The organism is Nostoc mirabile CHAB5784 (assembly GCF_020829645.1).
Lineage (GTDB): Bacteria > Cyanobacteriota > Cyanobacteriia > Cyanobacteriales > Nostocaceae > Nostoc > Nostoc mirabile.
Genome location: NZ_JAIVFS010000044.1, coordinates 14489 through 31396 on the forward strand (window position 1 = coordinate 14489; position 16908 = coordinate 31396).

Sequence of the window (16908 nt, forward strand, 5' to 3'; positions counted from 1 at the left end):
TCGAACTTCTGGCGTAACCGTTGCGGAGCAAGGGTTTAAGTCCCCCACCAAAATCTCTGCCACAGGTGGCAAGCAATTGGTGGTGGGTTAGAAGCCCCCACCATATTGCACCATAAGTGCCAACTGAGCCTCCTGCCTTCTGCCTTCTTCACCAAACCCCGTCAGGATTAATACCAGGAATGGCGATCGCAGGCAACCTAAATATGCCCTCGAACCGCTCTAGCTTTGTGGTGTCACGAGATGCATTAACCAGAAGGCAAAACGAGTGGCTAGTTTTTGCAGTTGCTGAGGGCAAAGCTAAACAAATTCCAGTCGAGATGGTTTCTGACATGGGTAAAAATGTCACAATTTATCATCCCACTTTACGCATCGGTCAACGCATTGTGCTACGTGGCGGTGATGGATTGCAAGATGGTGCGCCTGTAAAGATAGTTGATCCAACTTAAAACATAGGTTGTACCTACACTTCCATAGACTTCTTGCAGAAGCCGGTTAAAGAGGAAGAATCAGAGGTATAGATTTTCCTTTTCCCTTTCTCTTTTAACCCTTTCTTGTTCAAAATACTGCAAACCCAGTTTAAATATGACTTTCTGAATTACGAATTAATATGAATTTTATTGAAACCGCCGTTCGTTGGCGCCAAAAAAGAGTATTGTTTATGGGTGCTATGTATGCCCTATGTATTACCCATATAACCCCCCCCAAAAAAATTGGAGTTTTTACAACATTTAACCCCTACATAGGTTACATATAGATTATACTTAGGGTATATTTGCTCTATTAATTTTATGTACCCCACTTGACCCCTAATGTCGATGTTTTAATAGCATTAAGGTACTATCAATTCCTTCGTGAATTTGAAATTCTACCTTAGATGAAATATCGGATCGAGCAAAGGTTCTTAAACAGAGGCAAATCTCTTTAAGACGACCAATTCCTTGGTGCATTGATAAGATAAATAACTTTTGGTAAATCCTCAGTGATATACTCTAAGTCAATTTCTTCAATAAGTTCTTCAATTTCTGGGTCTGGGGTGCTAGCTTTTGCTGTTGCAGATTCACCAAACGAAGGAGACAAAAGTATCGGCAAGGGGGACTAAGAAAATTATTAGAGGTGAAAACATCACAGGCGAGCAACTCCCAAGATTACAACAGAAATGCGATCGCGGCTGGAGGAGAAACTTGAATGCCCTGAGGGGTTCAGTAGCTATAAGGAAATCGTAGAGTGGCTCAAGCAGGAATGGAATGTAGAAGTCAAATATAAGACAGTCTATCGTCTAGTACGCTATCAACTCCAAGCGAAACTGAAAATACCTCGACCCGTTTTGAGCCTTATGCTTACTTAAAAGGAGAACGCTTTCCCATTCCTGAATGGCTTTGAAAAGGGTTTAAAACTGTAATTTAATTTTAGATTGTCAATTCTATGGATCTCAGTCAAATCGAAACCGATCTGCAAAACTCGGATTTTCAATACCGCCTGAAGGCGATCTCTGCCCTGCAAGATTATCCGGCTGATATCGCTTTTCCTTTGCTCAACCGCCATATCCAAGACCCAGAGTTTCTGGTGCGAACCTTTGTTGCTAGGGAGTTAGGTAAGCTAAGAACCTCAGAATCCTTCGCTGCCCTGTTGCAAATTATGAAATTTGATAACACCCCCAATGTCCGCGCAGAAGCGTCTAATTCCCTGTCCTTGTTTGGCAGAATTTCAGCCTCTCATCTGGTGCAAATATTTTTACGAGACGATCACTGGTTGGTACGTCGCAGTATTTTGGCAGCTTTGGCAGAAATGGATTGCCCTGAAAAAGTTGTAGAGGTTTGTATTCTGGGGCTAGAAGGTGACGATCCCGCAGTCCAGGAAGCATCTGTAGATGCGCTGGGATCATTGGCGACTTCCCGTCAGTCTGAGGTAGCTTTGTCCCAACTTCTAAACTTGAAAAATTCTGAGTCTGAATATATTCGGGTACGAGTTGCTTATGCCCTCAAGCACTTTAATACTCCTGAAGCCAAGGAAGCCTTGGCGCAACTGAGACAGGATGCCGATCATCGGGTGGTGGGGGCGGCAATGGAAAATTTAATCTCTTGAGGAGCAGGGTGGCTAATTCAAAAAAAGCACCTACACTTACGAGTTTTAGTCAAATCCTATTGCGAACGGTGAGTTATAAAGCTTTAAGTAACTGCACTGGAGCTGTAGCCTCACGGCTGTTATTCACAAAAATATCAGCAATTAGTCGTAAAACTTCAGCTTGTTCTTCTGGAGGTGCTTCAGCAATCAGCGATCGCAGGCTAATTCCTGGCCTCTGACCAAATAACTCAGATAAATACCACAGCCTAGCTTCTACCGGAATAGCCAAAAGTAGCGCTATTAGTTTTGATGACTCAAGGGGCATCACCGTTTCACAAATTGCATCAGAATGCCGTCAAATTAAGGACATTACTGGGTGTTGTGCCTAGCCCTAGTAAAAACATATTACTGGGGGATATCGAAAATAGCCCTAGTAACGATGCCGAACAGTCGGAAATACCCCCAAGTATTGATAGCCCTAGTAAAAGTAGACGACACAAAGGATTAGGTAATGGCTCCATTCAGTGGAAAACTATCACTTTGATGTTTGCCGCAGAAAGCGATCGCCGCAACATTGTTTTGTTGCTGCTGGATCGTGTCGTGGTGCTAGTATCTGCGATCGCAATCCCTATGGGGAGACTGTGCTGATGACAATGGCGCGGCGTGGTCAAACAGATATTGTGCAACATCTAGTGAAAATGGGCGCCCAGGTGAATGCCACCAATTTTATTGGTGACAGGCCATTTTAAGGATTTTCCAAGCCCTGATTTTTCCGTTAGCTATTTTCATTAATTTAAAGCTATTGAGAATTAGGCTGTGGAAAAAGTCACGTTTTTTCGGGGCTTGAGGACTTCCTATGAAAAGAAAATGTATGGGGTTCTCCCCCCTGCTCCCTGCCCCCTGCCCCTTTTCCTCTTTGTGACGCGTAGGCAAGCATTTACCGTAGGCATCGCCTGCTTAAAAATTCTGTTTCCAACCCCGATTTTCAGCAATATTTTAAGTAAAGAGTGCTTATTGACAAATGGTATCTGACCTTAACCTCTCACGAATGCCTGTACCCTGCGATGCATTGAACGGCTGGTGAGCGGAGTCGAACCATGTCGAAGTGTTCCCTGTTTCCTCTTAACAAATGCCCAATACCCCATGACATAAGAATCGTTTGTGCAAACTGAGTGCAAAATCCTCTCATTTGATCAAAATTTACAAATCTTGATGTTTATCGTTACGCGCTCATAAGAAAATGATCATAACAAAGCGTATAAAACGCCTAAAAAGCTTGAGCATTTAGGAATTTACAACCTCCATGCTTACTAGAAGCTGGCAATTTGACTTTCAACAAATTAATCCAGCGATTTGATTGACCTGGGTGAGCAATCTGAAATTTCTTTATAAATTGAAACAATTTTCTTAAACTTTCGTTAACAGGAGAAACAATTAATGACATTTGGACCAGCTTCCCGCCTGGGAGTAAGTCTATTTGATGAAACCCCTCCCGTTGAGTGGATGCCAGGTCGCTCACAAGAAGAAGCAGAAACAATCATTCGGGCAGTCTATCGGCAAGTATTGGGCAATGCCTATGTGATGGAAAGTGAGCGGCTCACTGTGCCCGAATCCCAGTTTAAGCGGGGTGAATTGAGCGTCCGCGAGTTTGTCAGAGCAGTGGCTAAATCTGAACTCTATCGTTCTCGCTTTTTCACCAGTTGTGCCCGCTACCGGGCGATCGAACTCAACTTCCGCCATCTGCTGGGTCGTCCACCGCTGGATTTAGAAGAAATGCGGGCACACAGCACCATTCTTGATACTCAAGGGTTTGAAGCTGAGATCGATTCTTATCTCGATAGTGATGAGTATCAGTCTATCTTTGGGGAAAACTTTGTGCCTTATATCCGAGGCTACAAAACCGAAGCTCTTCAGAGCATGGTGCAATTTACTCACACCTTCCAATTGGTGCGGGGTGCTTCTAGCAGCAGCCTAAAGGGTGACCTGTCGGGCAAGGCTCCCAAGCTAAATTCATTAGTAATTCAAGGCACACCCACAGCAGTAATTTCACCTGCTAGTGCTGGGGCAACCTTCTCTCCACCTCCCACTGGTGCCCGTACTCGTCATGGAGTCGATGCTAGTGCTAGTGGTAAAGTTTACCGCATTGAAGTCACAGGTTATCGTGCCAAAACCTTCAATAGTATTTCCAAGTTTCGCCGTTCCAACCAAGTCTTTCTGGTGTCATACGAAAAGCTCTCTCAAGAGTATCAGCGGATTCACCAGCAGGGCGGTGTGATAGCAAGTATCACTGCTGTATAAATTCAGGTGCAAACTTAAAAAATTGAGGAGCATAAATTTCAATGGCATCCCAGACAATTCTTGAACTTTGGCCCTCTAGTGGCTTAGAGGAAGTTGAAAGTATCATCCGTACAGTTTACAAACAAGTTTTAGGCAACCCTCATGTCATGGAGAGCGAGCGGTTGGTGACAGCAGAATCACAATTGTGCGATCGCTCCATCACCGTGCGGGAATTTGTTCGCGCCGTTGCCAAATCTGATTTTTATCGTACCCGCTACTTCGAGTCCTGCGCTCCCTACCGTTTTGTAGAACTTAACTTCTTGCACTTGCTTGGTCGGGCACCCCAGGATCAAAGAGAAGTGTCTGAGCATATTGTTCGCACTGTCGCCGAGGGCTACGATGCTGAAATTGATTCCTACATCAATAGCAGTGAATATCAAGCAGCCTTTGGCGAAAACGTAGTACCCTACTATCGCGGTAGAAGCAGCGAAGCTAACTCCAAGCAAATAGGCTACAACCGAATGTTTGCTATTGATAGAGGCCCTGCCCAAATTGACAGCTCAGTCAAGTCTGCACAATTGGTCTATGCTGTTGCTACCAACAGTGCCAATGTCATTAAAGCCTCTTCGTCTACCGTCATTGGTTCTGGCACCGAAAAACGGTTCAAAATCGTGGTGACAGGTTCCAAATTCGACAGTCCCCGCCGCATGAGTACTACTGAGTACATTGTTCCAGCTAGTAAAATGACCCCGCAAATTCAGCGGATTAATCGCACTTCTGGCAAAATCGTCAGCATTACTGAAATTGTATGAGAAGTCCTGCTGAAGACAGAATTCAGAATACCCTAACTCTGTCAAATCAGGGCGAAGAGTCACGGAAAGAATTTAATATCACACGCGTTTAAAATCGCTTGCTCTAAACCTTTCTTATACGTCCAGGAGCTACAAATCCCCAAGCTGGATTCTGGCTCCAGAAGGACTGAATTCTTCTTCAGTAACGTTTAGCAGAGTGGGCAATGCCTACCCAAGATGATTAACTTTTTTAATTTACAATTTTTCAAAAAATCACACGAAAATCCTAAATTTAGGAGGCATTAACATGGCACTTTGGATAGAAGCTGAGTCCGTTGAATTACGCCCCAACGCCACCGAGGATGATCTGCAAACCGTGATCCGAGCAGTGTATCGGCACGTTCTGGGTAATGCTCATGTATTTGAAAACCAACGACTTACCAGTGCAGAGTCTCAATTGCGAAATGGTGACATCACTGTTACTGGCTTCGTCAGAGCCGTGGCTCAATCTGATCTATACCGTTCGCTGTTTTTTGAAACTTCCTCTCCCTATCGTTTTATCGAATTAAACTTCAAACATTTGCTCGGTCGCTCCCCCCAAGATCAGGCTGAAGTGGCGGAACATGTGCAAATTTACAACACCCAGGGCTACGCAGCAGAAATCAACTCCTACATTGATAGCGATGAATATATCAGGAGTTTTGGCCAAAATATTGTACCCTCTGCCCGTGGTAATCGTACCCAAGCTGGGGTCAAGAATGTCGGTTTTAACCGTACCTTTGCATTGATGCGGGGATTTGCTGCCAATGATTTGGGCAAATCAGCAAAATTGATTAGCGACATTGGCTCTAACCTCGCAACCAAAATTGTTTCCCCCCCTCGTGGTTCCGGTGCTATCAGCAATACAGGGAAGCGGTTCCGTATCGGTGTCTCCAAAGCCAATTTTGGTCTTCGGATGACTAAAAGCATGGCAACCTTTGACGTGGGATACAACCAGCTAGCCCAGAAAATTCAGAGCATCCAGAAAACAGGAGGCAAGATTCTTAGTATCACGGAAATAGCTTAACGCTACCAATGGAGAATTTCCCAACCTCTAACATTTTGTCAATCGATGATCTATAGAGGTAAATTGGGATATTTATCGATGAAGGCAGGAGGTAGAGGGCAGTTATTGCCATAGCGTTGCTATGCCGAAGGCGTTGCCTCTCGAACGCGAGTGCGTCTCCCCTTGGGAGAAGAGAAGGCTTTACCTTTACGCTGCGCTATCTGTTTCCTGGCGCGACCAGAGAGAGCAAGGGTAAGGGTTTAAGACCCCACTGAACGAAAGTTCAGTGGCTTCAATTCAGGAGGGGTTGAATCCTATAAGTGAATTGCTCCTCCAGTAAAAACTGCCTCCTGCCTTTTTCAACATTTTCCATTGGGACATTCTCCAATCCAAAAGCAAATAGCTAAAAACAGAAACCAAAGAGTTGATGAATATTACGGAGTTTGTTGCAAATTCTATTGGGCGTTGGCGATCGCAACGCAGTGCCCATCATTTAGCATTCGGTCACTTTGAAGCCGTACAGTCTGAGATAGATATCATTGCTCTCCCAGATAACGATCCGGCAGTAATTGAGTTGTGTAAAGCCTATAACATTGATCCTCAAACAGTTGTTTCTCCCTTTCGGATGAGTTGGGAAGGCCAATCAGACTGGGATGAAAATGAAATCAAAGGTAGTTGCGTCCTAGTTCCTATCCCCGATCCAACTCATCCCCATCGTGGTAAACTCCTGCGCGATCAAGGCTATGCCGAAACGATTGCAGCGGCTGGCGATTATTACTTAACAGAAGACAGCACATTCGTGCTAGTCACCGCCTACGAGCGCGCCGCCGCCGAAGAAAAAATCTGGTTTGTCAACCCCAATGTCCGTTGTCGGGTTTCTCTAATTAAAACCAGTGCTGGTACAGGAGTTGTCACTGCCTCTTTTTCTTCCGAAATCCGCCAGGATATTCACAAATAAACTAGATCCAAAAATGCCTCCCTAGGCATTTCTAGTCATATATATACAACGTCAAAGCGTGCAGTCTCAATATGAACTGACCACGTTAGCTTCGTCATGTCATTAGTGTGTCAATAGACACTTTTGCCATAGGTTAAGGTCAGCCCATTCGGGGAAGTCAAAAGTTAAAAGTTAAAAGTCACGCATTCAATAATTTTGAACCCCATAAATAATTTAATTGCTCTGCATCCAAATTATTTTTTGGTCATAATTTTGAATTTTGCGGAAAGTGCGGTCTTGGGCAAAGCCCAAGAGGAGCAACTTTACAAGACAAATTCTGTATTGTTTATTTATCCTCATCTACTTATGAATTCTTCACCACCACATATTTGCGACAGTACATCAAATCATTTAATCACCCTAGCCCGTTGGATGGCAGGGGATTTCAGCAATTATAAACAGGCATTTGAAAATCCTAAAGATTACGCCCATATTCACGTATTATTTCGTCCATTACCGTTTGAATTCTTCTCAGGAATCGGGCTTTATTCAGAACAGGTTTATGACTATGATTTGTGGAGACCTTATAGACAGGGAGTACATCGCTTAGTAGATCGTGGCGATGAGATTTATATCGAAAACTACAGTTTAAAAAATGCCCAATTCTTTGCTGGTGCAGCCCGTGAGTTAAGCATTCTTAGAACGATCACCCCAGATTGTATCGCACGCAGATATCACTGCTCGATGATTTTCAAACAAGAGGGAGATAGATTTATAGGCGCTGTTGAGCCTGGAAACTTGTGCTTAATTGAGAAAAATGGCTGCCAGACTTATCTCGATAGTTACGTTGAAATCACACAAACCACTTGGGTAAGTCTAGATAGAGGGCTGGATGTCAATACACACGAGCAGGTTTGGGGATCTACCTTTGGCCCTTTGCGGTTTGAAAAGCGGGAGGGTTTTGCCCATGAAGTCCCAAACATCCTATGATCTTTCCTTGCCTAATCTGGCCATTAAAGCGAATATGCTACCCCCAGAAGCGCAGAAAAAAATGCAGTGCTGGATTCGCAGCAGGCATTTAATTTGTTCAGGTCATTTTTTTGTTTTTGAAACCGTAGATTATAGTGCTATTGAGCGTTTTTCCCAATGTGTGGAAGCGTTAGGAGGCACTATTATTTCGGTTGAACTAATTGACAAAATTTGGATGGGCGCTCATCGTCAAGTGATTCTGTATCAGGCAAGAGCCAGTTTACATACACCCTGCCACAATTTGAAACAATATTGGATAAAATACGGAGGCTTTCGCACCCGATTTGATGAGCAGGCGTAAAGTCAGTAAATCGCAAAGTTTTCCTCAAAAGCGATTGAGAAGGTAACTTGGCTTATGTTTAATCTCAATTATGAGAATTTTCTACTGTTACTAATGTGATCGCGTAACTCCATCAGCGCCTTACACGTTTCAAAAAACGCCCGTTCTACTTTGGGCTTTCCTATCCGTCGAACTTACGTTAATGAATCCCAGACTGTACGCGCCACAGACTGGCGTAAATTCCATCCATCGCCAGTAACTCCTCGTGCTTACCCTGCTCAACAATTTGACCGTCATTCATCACATATATGCAATGACTCTGACGAATTGTAGAAAGACGGTAAGCGATTCTCTTTCAGAGAGGCTTCGCCAACGCGATCGTAGTCCGATTTTGGGTAATCATAGCCAGCGATTTCTGAATAACCGCTTCCGTTTCATTATCCACCGCAGAGGTCGCCTCATCCAAAATCAGAACTGGTGGGTCTTTGAGAATAGCACGAGCGATGCCTGCGGCGGGCTACGCCTACGCAATTCTTTGTCGTTGCTGTGCCCTTACCGCGTGGTCTATTTACCTGAAAATAGCTGTAAGTGTTGTGCATCTCAAAAATTTTTCGTTGGTGTGTCCTGATATACAAAATAATGACGTGCTGAAAGCCATCTTGATGGCTATACCAGCTGTGGCTATCGAAGAGGCGATTGATCGCTAACACCCAAACGGAAGAGGAACGCAAGCGCTCATTACCAGCACAATTGGTAGTCAGCACAATCAAAGGTTGTAGAACTAGCAACAGCTTTTGATCTGTTGCAGGCATCGAAAAGGCACTCTTGTTGTTACTTTGCCAACTAACGCAGGTACTTCCCGATGTGGTCAATAATTTGGCACTCGACATCTCCACCCACACTTACCACCAATTGGTAGAGGACTCAAAGCTCTGAAAAAGTGTAGATTTGTTACAAGAACTCTGGAAAAGGGAGAAACAGGACAAGTGCGATCGCCTGCGGGCGACAGCACTTGTGTGTACACCATAGGTTACCTGCTCCAAAGGCGTTTGTTGACCAACGCCAATGAGTAGCATCATCTGGATTTATTCGCCACTATCTAAAACTGTCCACTTGTCAAGTATGTGTAACTTTTGTTAACCTTAATCTAGGGAATATATAAAGCTAATATTGCGAAACACTGGAGAGTAAAAACTATGGATATCCCGATGGAGCTTAACTTAGAGCAGAAATTCAACCTCAAACTTTACGAAGAGCAAATTAAGGGGTTAAACCAAGAAGAATCTCACAAATTGCTTTTAGAGGTGCTGCGGCAGTTAATGGTCAAAGACAATATGATCAAGCATCTTCTCAAGCAGGCTTAACTAACTGGGGATGTTTGAATCTATCCCACTAATAATATTTGTGCTACAAAGCTTAAGCTTATTGAGAATTTAATAGGACTTACGCACAGGTAACGGAAAATCGTAGACGCAAAGCGGTGAAGCAGCGCGGTATTGGGGATTTCCCCCATGAGCGACTGCTGTTAGCGCAGCGAAAGCGTTCGCGAGTGCGTCTCGTAGAGAGGTACGAGCGTCACCCGGAGGGCTTGCCCTCCGGCTACCACAGAGGCACAAAGAAGCCAGTGCGCTCTTGCGGTTTCCCGACTTGTACCCCTACGGGTATCTTGCTACGCTCTTAGCGTTAAGGCAGGGTAGCAACTGGCGCGACACGGAAGAATAAGAGTTTGAGAGGTATTTTGCGTAAGAACTGTTTAAAACGAAAAATTAAGGTTTTCAAGCAAATTTTACGAAAAGAAGTAGGGATTTTTAGAATAATGGGATAGGTTCATAAAAATGGGCATGAGGCATTGAGTGTTTGGTGTTTGGCATTTGTCAATGTTATTTCCCTCTGCTTCATCTTCTTCATCCCCCTAATCCTCAAAGCGTACCCTGAGTTCCCCAGTCAGACCAATCCTGACTGGGGATTGTTTGTTAAGGATTATTACTTAGTTTCTCATAACTGAGACTAAGATAGGTGTCATCTTTTATGTTCTATATTGTCTTGTTCAGAGAACAGGCAATCAAGTTTCAGAGAAAACCAATTTTTAAGGAGAGCGAAATGCTTGACGCTTTTTCTAGAGCTGTAGTTTCAGCAGATGCCAGCACTTCTAGCGTATCTGATATTGCTGCCCTCAGAGCCTTCGTTGCTAATGGTAACAGACGTTTGGATGCTGTAAATGCGATCGCTAGCAACGCTAGCTGCATCGTCTCTGATTCTGTTGCTGGAATGATCTGCGAAAACCAAGGTTTGATCCAAGCTGGTGGTAACTGCTATCCTAACCGTCGCATGGCTGCTTGTCTGCGCGATGCTGAAATCATCTTACGCTATGTAACCTACGCTTTATTAGCTGGTGACGCTTCAGTTCTAGATGATCGTTGTTTGAACGGTTTGAAAGAAACTTATGCAGCTCTTGGCGTACCCACCACCTCTACCGTGCGTGCCGTTCAAATCATGAAGGCGTGTGCAGCTGCTCACATTCAAGATAACCCCAGTGAGGCTCGTGCTGGTGCCAAATTGCGTAAGATGGGTTCTCCTGTCGTAGAAGATCGTTGCGCTAGCCTAGTTGCTGAATCTTCCAGCTACTTTGATCGCGTAATTTCTGCTCTGAGCTAAGGAACTTGCAATTTGCAATTCACTCAACAGATTGACATCCAACACAGTTTAAATTAAAAGCCTTTTGGGAGATTTAAGAAATGAAATCAGTTGTTACCACTGTTATTGCATCTGCTGATGCCGCAGGTCGTTTCCCCAGCACCTCTGATTTAGAATCAGTACAAGGTTCTATCCAACGTGCAGCTGCTCGTTTGGAAGCTGCTGAAAAGCTAGCTAACAACATCGATGCAGTTGCAACCGAAGCTTACAACGCTTCTATCAAGAAATATCCTTACTTGAACAACGCTGGTGAAGCTAATTCCACCGATACCTTCAAGTCCAAGTGTGCTCGTGACATTAAACACTATCTGCGGCTCATTCAGTACAGCTTGGTAGTTGGTGGTACTGGCCCATTGGATGAGTGGGGTATTGCTGGACAACGTGAAGTTTATCGCGCTTTAGGCTTGCCCACCGCTCCTTACGTTGAAGCTTTAAGCTTTGCTCGTAACCGTGGTTGTGCGCCTCGTGATATGTCTGCTCAAGCATTGACTGAGTACAATGCTTTACTAGACTACGCTATTAACTCTCTCTCCTAGTTAGTTGCCAAACTTGTCATTTGGTGGCGAGGTTACATTGTGACCCTACAAACCTGGAGGTTCTTGGCTCTTTGCTTTGCCTGTTAAGGTTGAGTAATGGCAAAGAATCTCCGGGTTTGTTTTGTCTTAATAAGATTCGGCAAGCTGACAGATGATATATCTATATATGGATAAACGCTTTTTTAATTTTTTTAATCTCACAGAAGACCAGGCGATCGCTCTTTTGAATACGCCTCAAGACCAATTGAGTGAGGATGATTCACGTTATATTGCCGCTTCTCATTTAATCAATTTTCCCACAGAGCGATCAATTAAGGCGCTGATGCGGGCAGTGCAGCAAACTGATCCCTCGTTGGATAACCGCATCGTCCGCCGCAAGTCGGTAGAGACTTTGGGGCGACTGCAAGCTGAGTCAGCCCTGCCAGTGATCCGCACCTGTCTTTTTGATGAAGACTGCTACACTGTGGAAAATGCCGTTTGGGCGATCGGTGAAATTGGGACTCAAGACCCTGATATTTTAGAAGATGTGGCTCAATTGCTGGATAAACCAGGGCAAACCTACCGTGTAATCATCCACACACTCACAAAGTTTAATTATCAACTTGCCCTAGAACGAATTCGCAAATTTGTAGATGATGGCGATCCACCGACAGCCAGTGCGGCAATGGCCGCAGTTTGCCGTTTAACTGGCGACTATTCCCAGATGGGGAAGGTAGTGGCAATGTTACAACACCCAAATGTGTTAGGACGGCGGTTGTCTATCCAAGATTTAATGGATGCCCGTTACTATGATGCAATTCCCTATATTGCCCGATGTCCAGTATCTTTGGTGTTTCGGCTACGAGGAATTCGGACTTTGGCAGAAGCCGGAATCGCTGCGGGAGCAACTTTTGCCACGATTCAACCTCATTTAGAGCAGACGTTATACGACCACCCAAATGATCTGAGTTTGGTGCATAGTTACCCAAGCCCCCCTACTTTACCAGTTCTGATTCGGGGGTTGTATGAAACAGACTTTGGGCGCTGTTATTTGGCAGCTAAAACCATACTTGACCATCACGCCGATGCTGCTCCTGAGGCTTTGTTTGCTACCTACGCCGAAGAAGCAAATAATGATTATGGTGCCCACTTCCATGTGATAAAGCTGTTCGGTTGGTTGAAACATTCCCCAGCTTACGATTTACTAGTTGAAGGCTTGCATAACAAACAACCACAATTTCAAAAATCACGGGCAGCAGCAGCCATCGCTCTTGGTGAACTCGGCGCTCCACGGGCAATTCCCGAACTGAAAGCCTGTCTAGAAACCAAAATTTGGGATCTGAAGTATGCGGCGTTGATGGCGCTGGAAAAACTTGGTGATACCAGTGGTTATGAACAAGTCACCAATGATGATGATTGGCTAATTCGCGAGAAAGCCAAGTCAACCCCTACGGGGAATTCAAAAGTCAAAATTAATCACACCAATGATAAATCCAGAGGCTTGAATTATTAATGTTGTTTGACTTTTTCTGTTCTCCATAAATTAAGAATGGTGCTAGTATCCTGATTTTTTTAGTTCACAGAAAAAGTACCGAGTGCTGAGTTGAGAGATTAATTGCACATTTTTGATAATTTATTAAAACCTTGTTATGTCCACAGAAGAACTATTCCAACAACTGAAACACCCCAACCCCCACCTACGCGAGCAAGCAATGTGGGCATTGGCTGAGAATCCCGATGAGACAACTATTCCCCGGTTGATGAGTATTCTCGATGAAGAGGATACCACCTATCGACGAGCTGCCGTCAAAGCTCTAGGAGCGATCGGCCATGATGCAGTGACTCCTCTAGTTGAAGCCTTGCTCAATAGTGATAATGTCACCGTCCGGGGAAGTGCCGCCAAAGCACTGGCACAAGTCGCCATTAATCATCCAGATGTTCCCTTTGCAGCTGAAGGTGTGCAGGGTTTAACGACTGCTCTCAATGACCCCAATCCTGTAGTGCATATTGCTGCTGTCATGGCTCTAGGTGAAATTGGTTCTCCCGTGGTGGATGTTTTGATTGAAGCATTGCAAACCACAGACAACCCAGCGCTGGCAATCTCTATCGTGAATACCCTTGGCTCAATTGGCGATCGCCGAGGTGTGGAAGTATTACAATCCCTCATTCAGGATGAATCCACTGACTCCTATGTACGCGAGTCTGCCACTAGTGCATTATCTCGCCTAGAAATGACAATGAAGTTTCAGCAGGCAGAAAAATAATACCCACAGGACGAAAAACAGCTTTTTTGTTTTGATGTTATATCAAGTTCGGATAATCACTTATAATTAAGACACCCTTGTTTTTGGCCACCAGTGGTAGCAAGTTAAACCAGAGATTAAATCATGCTGTGTCATCAATTTGTGGCAACGAAGCACTAATAGAGCTTCTAGTTCATCTAAAGAATTCCAATTTTCTTGCTCTACGCGATCGCTCATCCCATGTTCTGGTCGAGGAACACGCAGCCTATATGTCATTTGTTGTAGATACTCCCATGCTCTGTGCCGAGTTATACGTTTCCCTGTCAGTTAACTTAACCAATCTGCCACTTTTCGACCATTCCACAACCCTCCATCTGGTGCTTTGTCTTCCAGTACTTGCCACAGTTGCGCTTGTTCTACATCTGTTAAGTTTGGTTCTTTACCTGGGTTATGATACCGTTGGTCTGCTAGAGCGCTCGTGTCAAACTGGTTATAGCACAATACGCTTGGGTTAAGGCTGAAAGTCATGTAAATTAGACATTGTTCCTAAGAATGGAAGTTGAGTGTGGTGCATCTCAAGGATTTGTCGTTAGTGTCTCCTGATATACAAAGTGGTGACCTGCTTAAAGCAATCGAGACGGCGATTCCAGCAAAGATAATCGAACAGGTGTAAGCGTTGCTCGCCGAAGGCATCGCAAATACCCAAACAGAGGAAGAACGCAAGCGATCGCAAAAGAGCGCAATTAGTAGCACTTTTTCCGTTACATATCTCGTACAGTGCCATTAAGCGTTCGCGAGTCCGAGCATGATCTGCTTTCAATGCAACACTCTCAAGACAGAGGCACTTTCATTCCAGCGATCGCATTCTACTTTGAGCATCCCTGTTTCATTCTCTACACCCACTTATTCACAGTAATATGTTTTCTAGAAAAACTCCAGTTTTCAAAATGGATTTCGATCCAGTCGAGCGTGAACAGCGTTCGTTCGACGCTGGAGGAGACGCGCATGTAGCCGACCAGCATGTGCGGAAAACCCTCGATTGAGCCTTCCCCTACAGCTATCCAATCCGACAGGGTTTGTCGCGTAAAATCCGCCAGACAATCCATGATCGTCCCAACGCGTCGCCTGCCTGTCGGCAAACATTAGTTTGCCGACAGGCAGGTGTCGATCCAACCAAGACGTTTGCGTTGATATCCGCGTTGCCCAAAATCGGTCGTTCGTCCAGCCGCGACGTGTCGAGAAAGCTTCAACCCGATCGCGTTACGGTTGTGGCGAAGGCGCGCAAAGTCCGCCTCGGATCAGCGAGGAAAATGCTTCAGCAGCTTCCTTCTCGCTGCAATGACCACCGATCATCATGACCGAGAGCGCTTCGCCCGCCCCGATAAGACCGACACAGCGCCGTTGTAGTTCATCGGGCGGCAGCGTGCTGTGCGGCTCAAGCGCCGATACGAACAACTGGACATACCCATCTATCAGCTCTTGGTGCACCGCGCCCATTGCCTCGCTGCCCGACAGCGCCGCGCCCACCGCGTGCCATTCGCCACTCGTATCCACGGAACAGTGGATATAGGCGGTCGCGAGGACATCGGCAGTGTCCTCCAAGTTCCGTTGGACGCTCCTCAAGGCTTCACGCAGAGCATTCGCCTGTTCCTTGTCGAGCGACTTGTAGAGTTCGGTCAACAGCCCCGACCGTGTGCCGAAGTGTTCGTACGGGATTGGCTTGGAGACTCCGGCACGAGCGGCCAGGTGTCCCAGTGTCAGTCGATCGGCCCCTTCCTCGCGGACAATGACGAGTGCCATATCAAGCAACTGGCGCCGTCGATCCGCTTTCGAGAGCCGGCCAGGAACCGTCTTATGCGCTTCCGGTCCGGAAGAGTGTTTCACGATCCAGATTTCCCCCTTGCAATACCTACCATTAGTAGGTTACTGTTAGTAGGTTACTAATGGTATCCTACGGATAGTAGGTTATGTTACCAAAGATTGAAAGGTATCACAATGTCACTAGCTCCCATTCTCTTGGTCGGCGGTTCCGGGATTGCTGGCTGCTGCACAGCCCAGTATCTTCGTGCTGCCAGTCCCGACGTTCCTCTGCTGATTGGCGGTCGCAATCTTGCTAAGGCAAAAGAGGTCGCAGCCGAGATTGAAAACGCCGAAGGCGTAGCGCTCGATCTCGCAGCCGATGATCTTGGCCTCGGCGAGCGCCCAGTCAGTGCCGTCGCCGTCTTTCCGAAGGACGACAGGATCGCCGGGCTCCGTTTCGCGCAGGCACGCGGCGTGCCGCACATCAGCATCTCTGGAGGCATCACCGAGATCGGCCCCGAAGTAGCGGCCTACATACACAAGCCGGATGCCGCGCCGGTCGTCCTCGGCGCCGAATGGTTCGTGGGCGCCACGACGGTCTCTACGCTCGAGTTCGCCAAGGAGTTCGGCCGGGTCCACGACATCGCCATCGGCGCGCTGCTCGACGAGCAGGATACCGGCGGTCCGGCGACAGCCGTCGACCTAGAGCGCCTGACGAAGACCATGCCCGCGGCGCTTACTCGTCGCGACGGCGCCTACTTCTGGCGCGTCGGCGACGATGCCAAGGCCCAGTTCCGCGCCGCCGACGGCACCGAGATGGAGGCCTCTGCCTTCACCCCCTATGACGTTGTCGGCCTAGCGACCGCGACCGGCGCGCCGAACGTTCAATTCAATCTCGCGATTGGGGTGAGCTCGACGCGACGCCGCGGGGAGCCGATGTCGACCGAGATCGTCATCGAACTCGCCGGAGAGGATCATGCGGGCCAGCCTCTTCGCACCCGCCACGCCGTTCTCCATCCGAAAGGAGCGATGCCGCTGACCGCTCTCGGCGTTGCAATGGTTCTCGAAAGGCTCGTCGGGCTTGACAACAAACCGGCAACCCTCCCTGGCCTCTACTTTCCCTATCAGCTTCTTGAGCCTGCGGCCTATTTTGCCCGTCTCGAAAAGATCGGCGGAACGGTCATGACACTGGATGTGCTCTGACGAGTAACGATTCCGTCCTGCTTCCCGATGGCA

The 16908-nt window shown here is 46.4% G+C and carries 23 protein-coding genes and 2 pseudogenes; 16 read left to right on the forward strand and 9 right to left on the reverse strand.

What is annotated here, in order from left to right:
* Positions 1-146: 146 nt before the first annotated feature.
* Positions 147-446 (forward strand): annotated as a pseudogene (locus LC653_RS47970) (efflux RND transporter periplasmic adaptor subunit); the annotation flags it as partial.
* A gap of 475 nt (positions 447-921) precedes the next feature.
* Here the strand turns inward: LC653_RS47970 and LC653_RS24675 are convergent.
* Complete coding sequence (locus LC653_RS24675) at positions 922-1077, reverse strand: hypothetical protein (RefSeq protein WP_229497354.1); 156 nt, start codon at positions 1075-1077, stop codon at positions 922-924.
* 345 nt (positions 1078-1422) lie between these two features.
* Between LC653_RS24675 and LC653_RS24680 the strand changes: the two genes are divergently transcribed.
* Positions 1423-2082, forward strand: coding sequence for a HEAT repeat domain-containing protein (locus LC653_RS24680; protein WP_229497355.1), 660 nt, complete (start codon positions 1423-1425; stop codon positions 2080-2082).
* A gap of 73 nt (positions 2083-2155) precedes the next feature.
* Here LC653_RS24680 and LC653_RS24685 read toward each other — a convergent pair whose 3' ends face one another.
* A complete protein-coding gene (locus tag LC653_RS24685) occupies positions 2156-2386 on the reverse strand; it encodes a hypothetical protein (RefSeq protein WP_229497356.1) in 231 nt (76 codons plus the stop codon).
* On the opposite strand from LC653_RS24685, the gene LC653_RS24690 reads away from it, so the two are divergent.
* The 8 genes from LC653_RS24690 to LC653_RS24720 all read left to right on the forward strand — a co-directional run bounded on the left by LC653_RS24690 (position 2371) and on the right by LC653_RS24720 (position 8441).
* Positions 2371-2709, forward strand: coding sequence for a hypothetical protein (locus tag LC653_RS24690; protein ID WP_229497357.1), 339 nt, complete (start codon positions 2371-2373; stop codon positions 2707-2709). The two genes, LC653_RS24685 and LC653_RS24690, sit on opposite strands and share 16 nt — an antisense overlap.
* Positions 2710-2714: 5 nt before the next feature.
* Entirely contained in the window at positions 2715-2810 is a 96-nt protein-coding gene (locus LC653_RS47460; protein WP_372478221.1) for a hypothetical protein, read from the forward strand.
* A 688-nt stretch (positions 2811-3498) separates the two neighbouring features.
* Positions 3499-4359 carry a phycobilisome linker polypeptide gene (locus tag LC653_RS24695; RefSeq protein ID WP_229497358.1) on the forward strand — a complete coding sequence of 287 codons (861 nt, stop codon included), beginning with the start codon at positions 3499-3501 and terminating at the stop codon, positions 4357-4359.
* A gap of 41 nt (positions 4360-4400) precedes the next feature.
* Complete coding sequence (locus LC653_RS24700) at positions 4401-5150, forward strand: phycobilisome rod-core linker polypeptide (RefSeq protein ID WP_229497359.1); 750 nt, start codon at positions 4401-4403, stop codon at positions 5148-5150.
* A 286-nt stretch (positions 5151-5436) separates the two neighbouring features.
* Positions 5437-6195 carry a phycobilisome rod-core linker polypeptide gene (locus tag LC653_RS24705; RefSeq protein ID WP_229497360.1) on the forward strand — a complete coding sequence of 253 codons (759 nt, stop codon included), beginning with the start codon at positions 5437-5439 and terminating at the stop codon, positions 6193-6195.
* 406 nt (positions 6196-6601) lie between these two features.
* Positions 6602-7132, forward strand: a complete 531-nt coding sequence (locus tag LC653_RS24710; protein WP_229497361.1) for a phycobiliprotein lyase — start codon at positions 6602-6604, stop codon at positions 7130-7132.
* Positions 7133-7477: 345 nt separating this feature from the next.
* Positions 7478-8101: a chromophore lyase CpcT/CpeT gene (locus LC653_RS24715; protein ID WP_229497393.1), complete on the forward strand. Its 624-nt coding sequence runs from the start codon at positions 7478-7480 to the stop codon at positions 8099-8101.
* Positions 8079-8441: a CpeR family transcriptional regulator gene (locus tag LC653_RS24720; protein WP_229497362.1), complete on the forward strand. Its 363-nt coding sequence runs from the start codon at positions 8079-8081 to the stop codon at positions 8439-8441. The genes LC653_RS24715 and LC653_RS24720 overlap by 23 nt, the downstream gene beginning before the upstream one ends.
* A 178-nt stretch (positions 8442-8619) precedes the next feature.
* On the opposite strand, the pseudogene LC653_RS24725 reads toward LC653_RS24720, so the two are convergent.
* From LC653_RS24725 to LC653_RS24735, 3 genes and pseudogenes are all read right to left on the reverse strand, one after another.
* Positions 8620-8925, reverse strand: a pseudogene (locus LC653_RS24725) (ABC transporter); the annotation flags it as partial.
* On the reverse strand, positions 8879-9232 hold the full coding sequence (locus tag LC653_RS24730; protein WP_229497363.1) for a hypothetical protein: 354 nt from the start codon (positions 9230-9232) through the stop codon (positions 8879-8881). The pseudogene LC653_RS24725 and the gene LC653_RS24730, both read right to left, overlap by 47 nt.
* A 56-nt stretch (positions 9233-9288) precedes the next feature.
* A complete protein-coding gene (locus LC653_RS24735) occupies positions 9289-9447 on the reverse strand; it encodes a hypothetical protein (RefSeq protein ID WP_229497364.1) in 159 nt (52 codons plus the stop codon).
* Between the two features lie 169 nt (positions 9448-9616).
* Here LC653_RS24735 and LC653_RS24740 point away from each other — a divergent pair, with 169 nt between their 5' ends.
* The 5 genes from LC653_RS24740 (at position 9617) to LC653_RS24760 (ending at position 13893) form a co-directional block, all read left to right on the forward strand.
* The gene (locus LC653_RS24740) at positions 9617-9784 is read left to right on the forward strand and encodes an NblA/ycf18 family protein (RefSeq protein ID WP_229488577.1); all 168 of its coding nucleotides are present in this window, start codon (positions 9617-9619) and stop codon (positions 9782-9784) included.
* 736 nt (positions 9785-10520) lie between these two features.
* On the forward strand, positions 10521-11075 hold the full coding sequence (cpeB, locus tag LC653_RS24745) for a phycoerythrin subunit beta (RefSeq protein ID WP_152591425.1): 555 nt from the start codon (positions 10521-10523) through the stop codon (positions 11073-11075).
* 80 nt (positions 11076-11155) lie between these two features.
* Positions 11156-11650 (forward strand): C-phycoerythrin subunit alpha, encoded by a 495-nt coding sequence (gene cpeA / locus LC653_RS24750; protein ID WP_229497365.1) that lies wholly within the window; start codon positions 11156-11158, stop codon positions 11648-11650.
* Positions 11651-11816: 166 nt separating this feature from the next.
* Complete coding sequence (cpeY, locus tag LC653_RS24755) at positions 11817-13142, forward strand: C-phycoerythrin alpha-cysteine-82 phycoerythrobilin lyase CpeY (protein ID WP_229497366.1); 1326 nt, start codon at positions 11817-11819, stop codon at positions 13140-13142.
* 136 nt (positions 13143-13278) lie between these two features.
* A complete protein-coding gene (locus LC653_RS24760; RefSeq protein ID WP_229497367.1) occupies positions 13279-13893 on the forward strand; it encodes a HEAT repeat domain-containing protein in 615 nt (204 codons plus the stop codon).
* Positions 13894-13959: 66 nt separating this feature from the next.
* Here the strand turns inward: LC653_RS24760 and LC653_RS47465 are convergent, their stop codons facing one another.
* The 4 genes from LC653_RS47465 to LC653_RS24775 form a co-directional block, all read right to left on the reverse strand.
* Positions 13960-14148 carry a hypothetical protein gene (locus LC653_RS47465; RefSeq protein ID WP_372478218.1) on the reverse strand — a complete coding sequence of 63 codons (189 nt, stop codon included), beginning with the start codon at positions 14146-14148 and terminating at the stop codon, positions 13960-13962.
* A 51-nt stretch (positions 14149-14199) separates the two neighbouring features.
* Positions 14200-14400 carry a hypothetical protein gene (locus LC653_RS47470; RefSeq protein WP_372478219.1) on the reverse strand — a complete coding sequence of 67 codons (201 nt, stop codon included), beginning with the start codon at positions 14398-14400 and terminating at the stop codon, positions 14200-14202.
* Between the two features lie 365 nt (positions 14401-14765).
* Positions 14766-14978, reverse strand: coding sequence for a hypothetical protein (locus tag LC653_RS24770; RefSeq protein WP_229497368.1), 213 nt, complete (start codon positions 14976-14978; stop codon positions 14766-14768).
* Positions 14979-15132: 154 nt separating this feature from the next.
* Complete coding sequence (locus LC653_RS24775; protein ID WP_229497369.1) at positions 15133-15672, reverse strand: TetR/AcrR family transcriptional regulator; 540 nt, start codon at positions 15670-15672, stop codon at positions 15133-15135.
* 195 nt (positions 15673-15867) lie between these two features.
* Here LC653_RS24775 and LC653_RS24780 point away from each other — a divergent pair, with 195 nt between their 5' ends.
* The gene (locus tag LC653_RS24780) at positions 15868-16875 is read left to right on the forward strand and encodes a hypothetical protein (protein WP_229497370.1); all 1008 of its coding nucleotides are present in this window, start codon (positions 15868-15870) and stop codon (positions 16873-16875) included.
* Positions 16876-16908 lie beyond the last annotated feature (33 nt).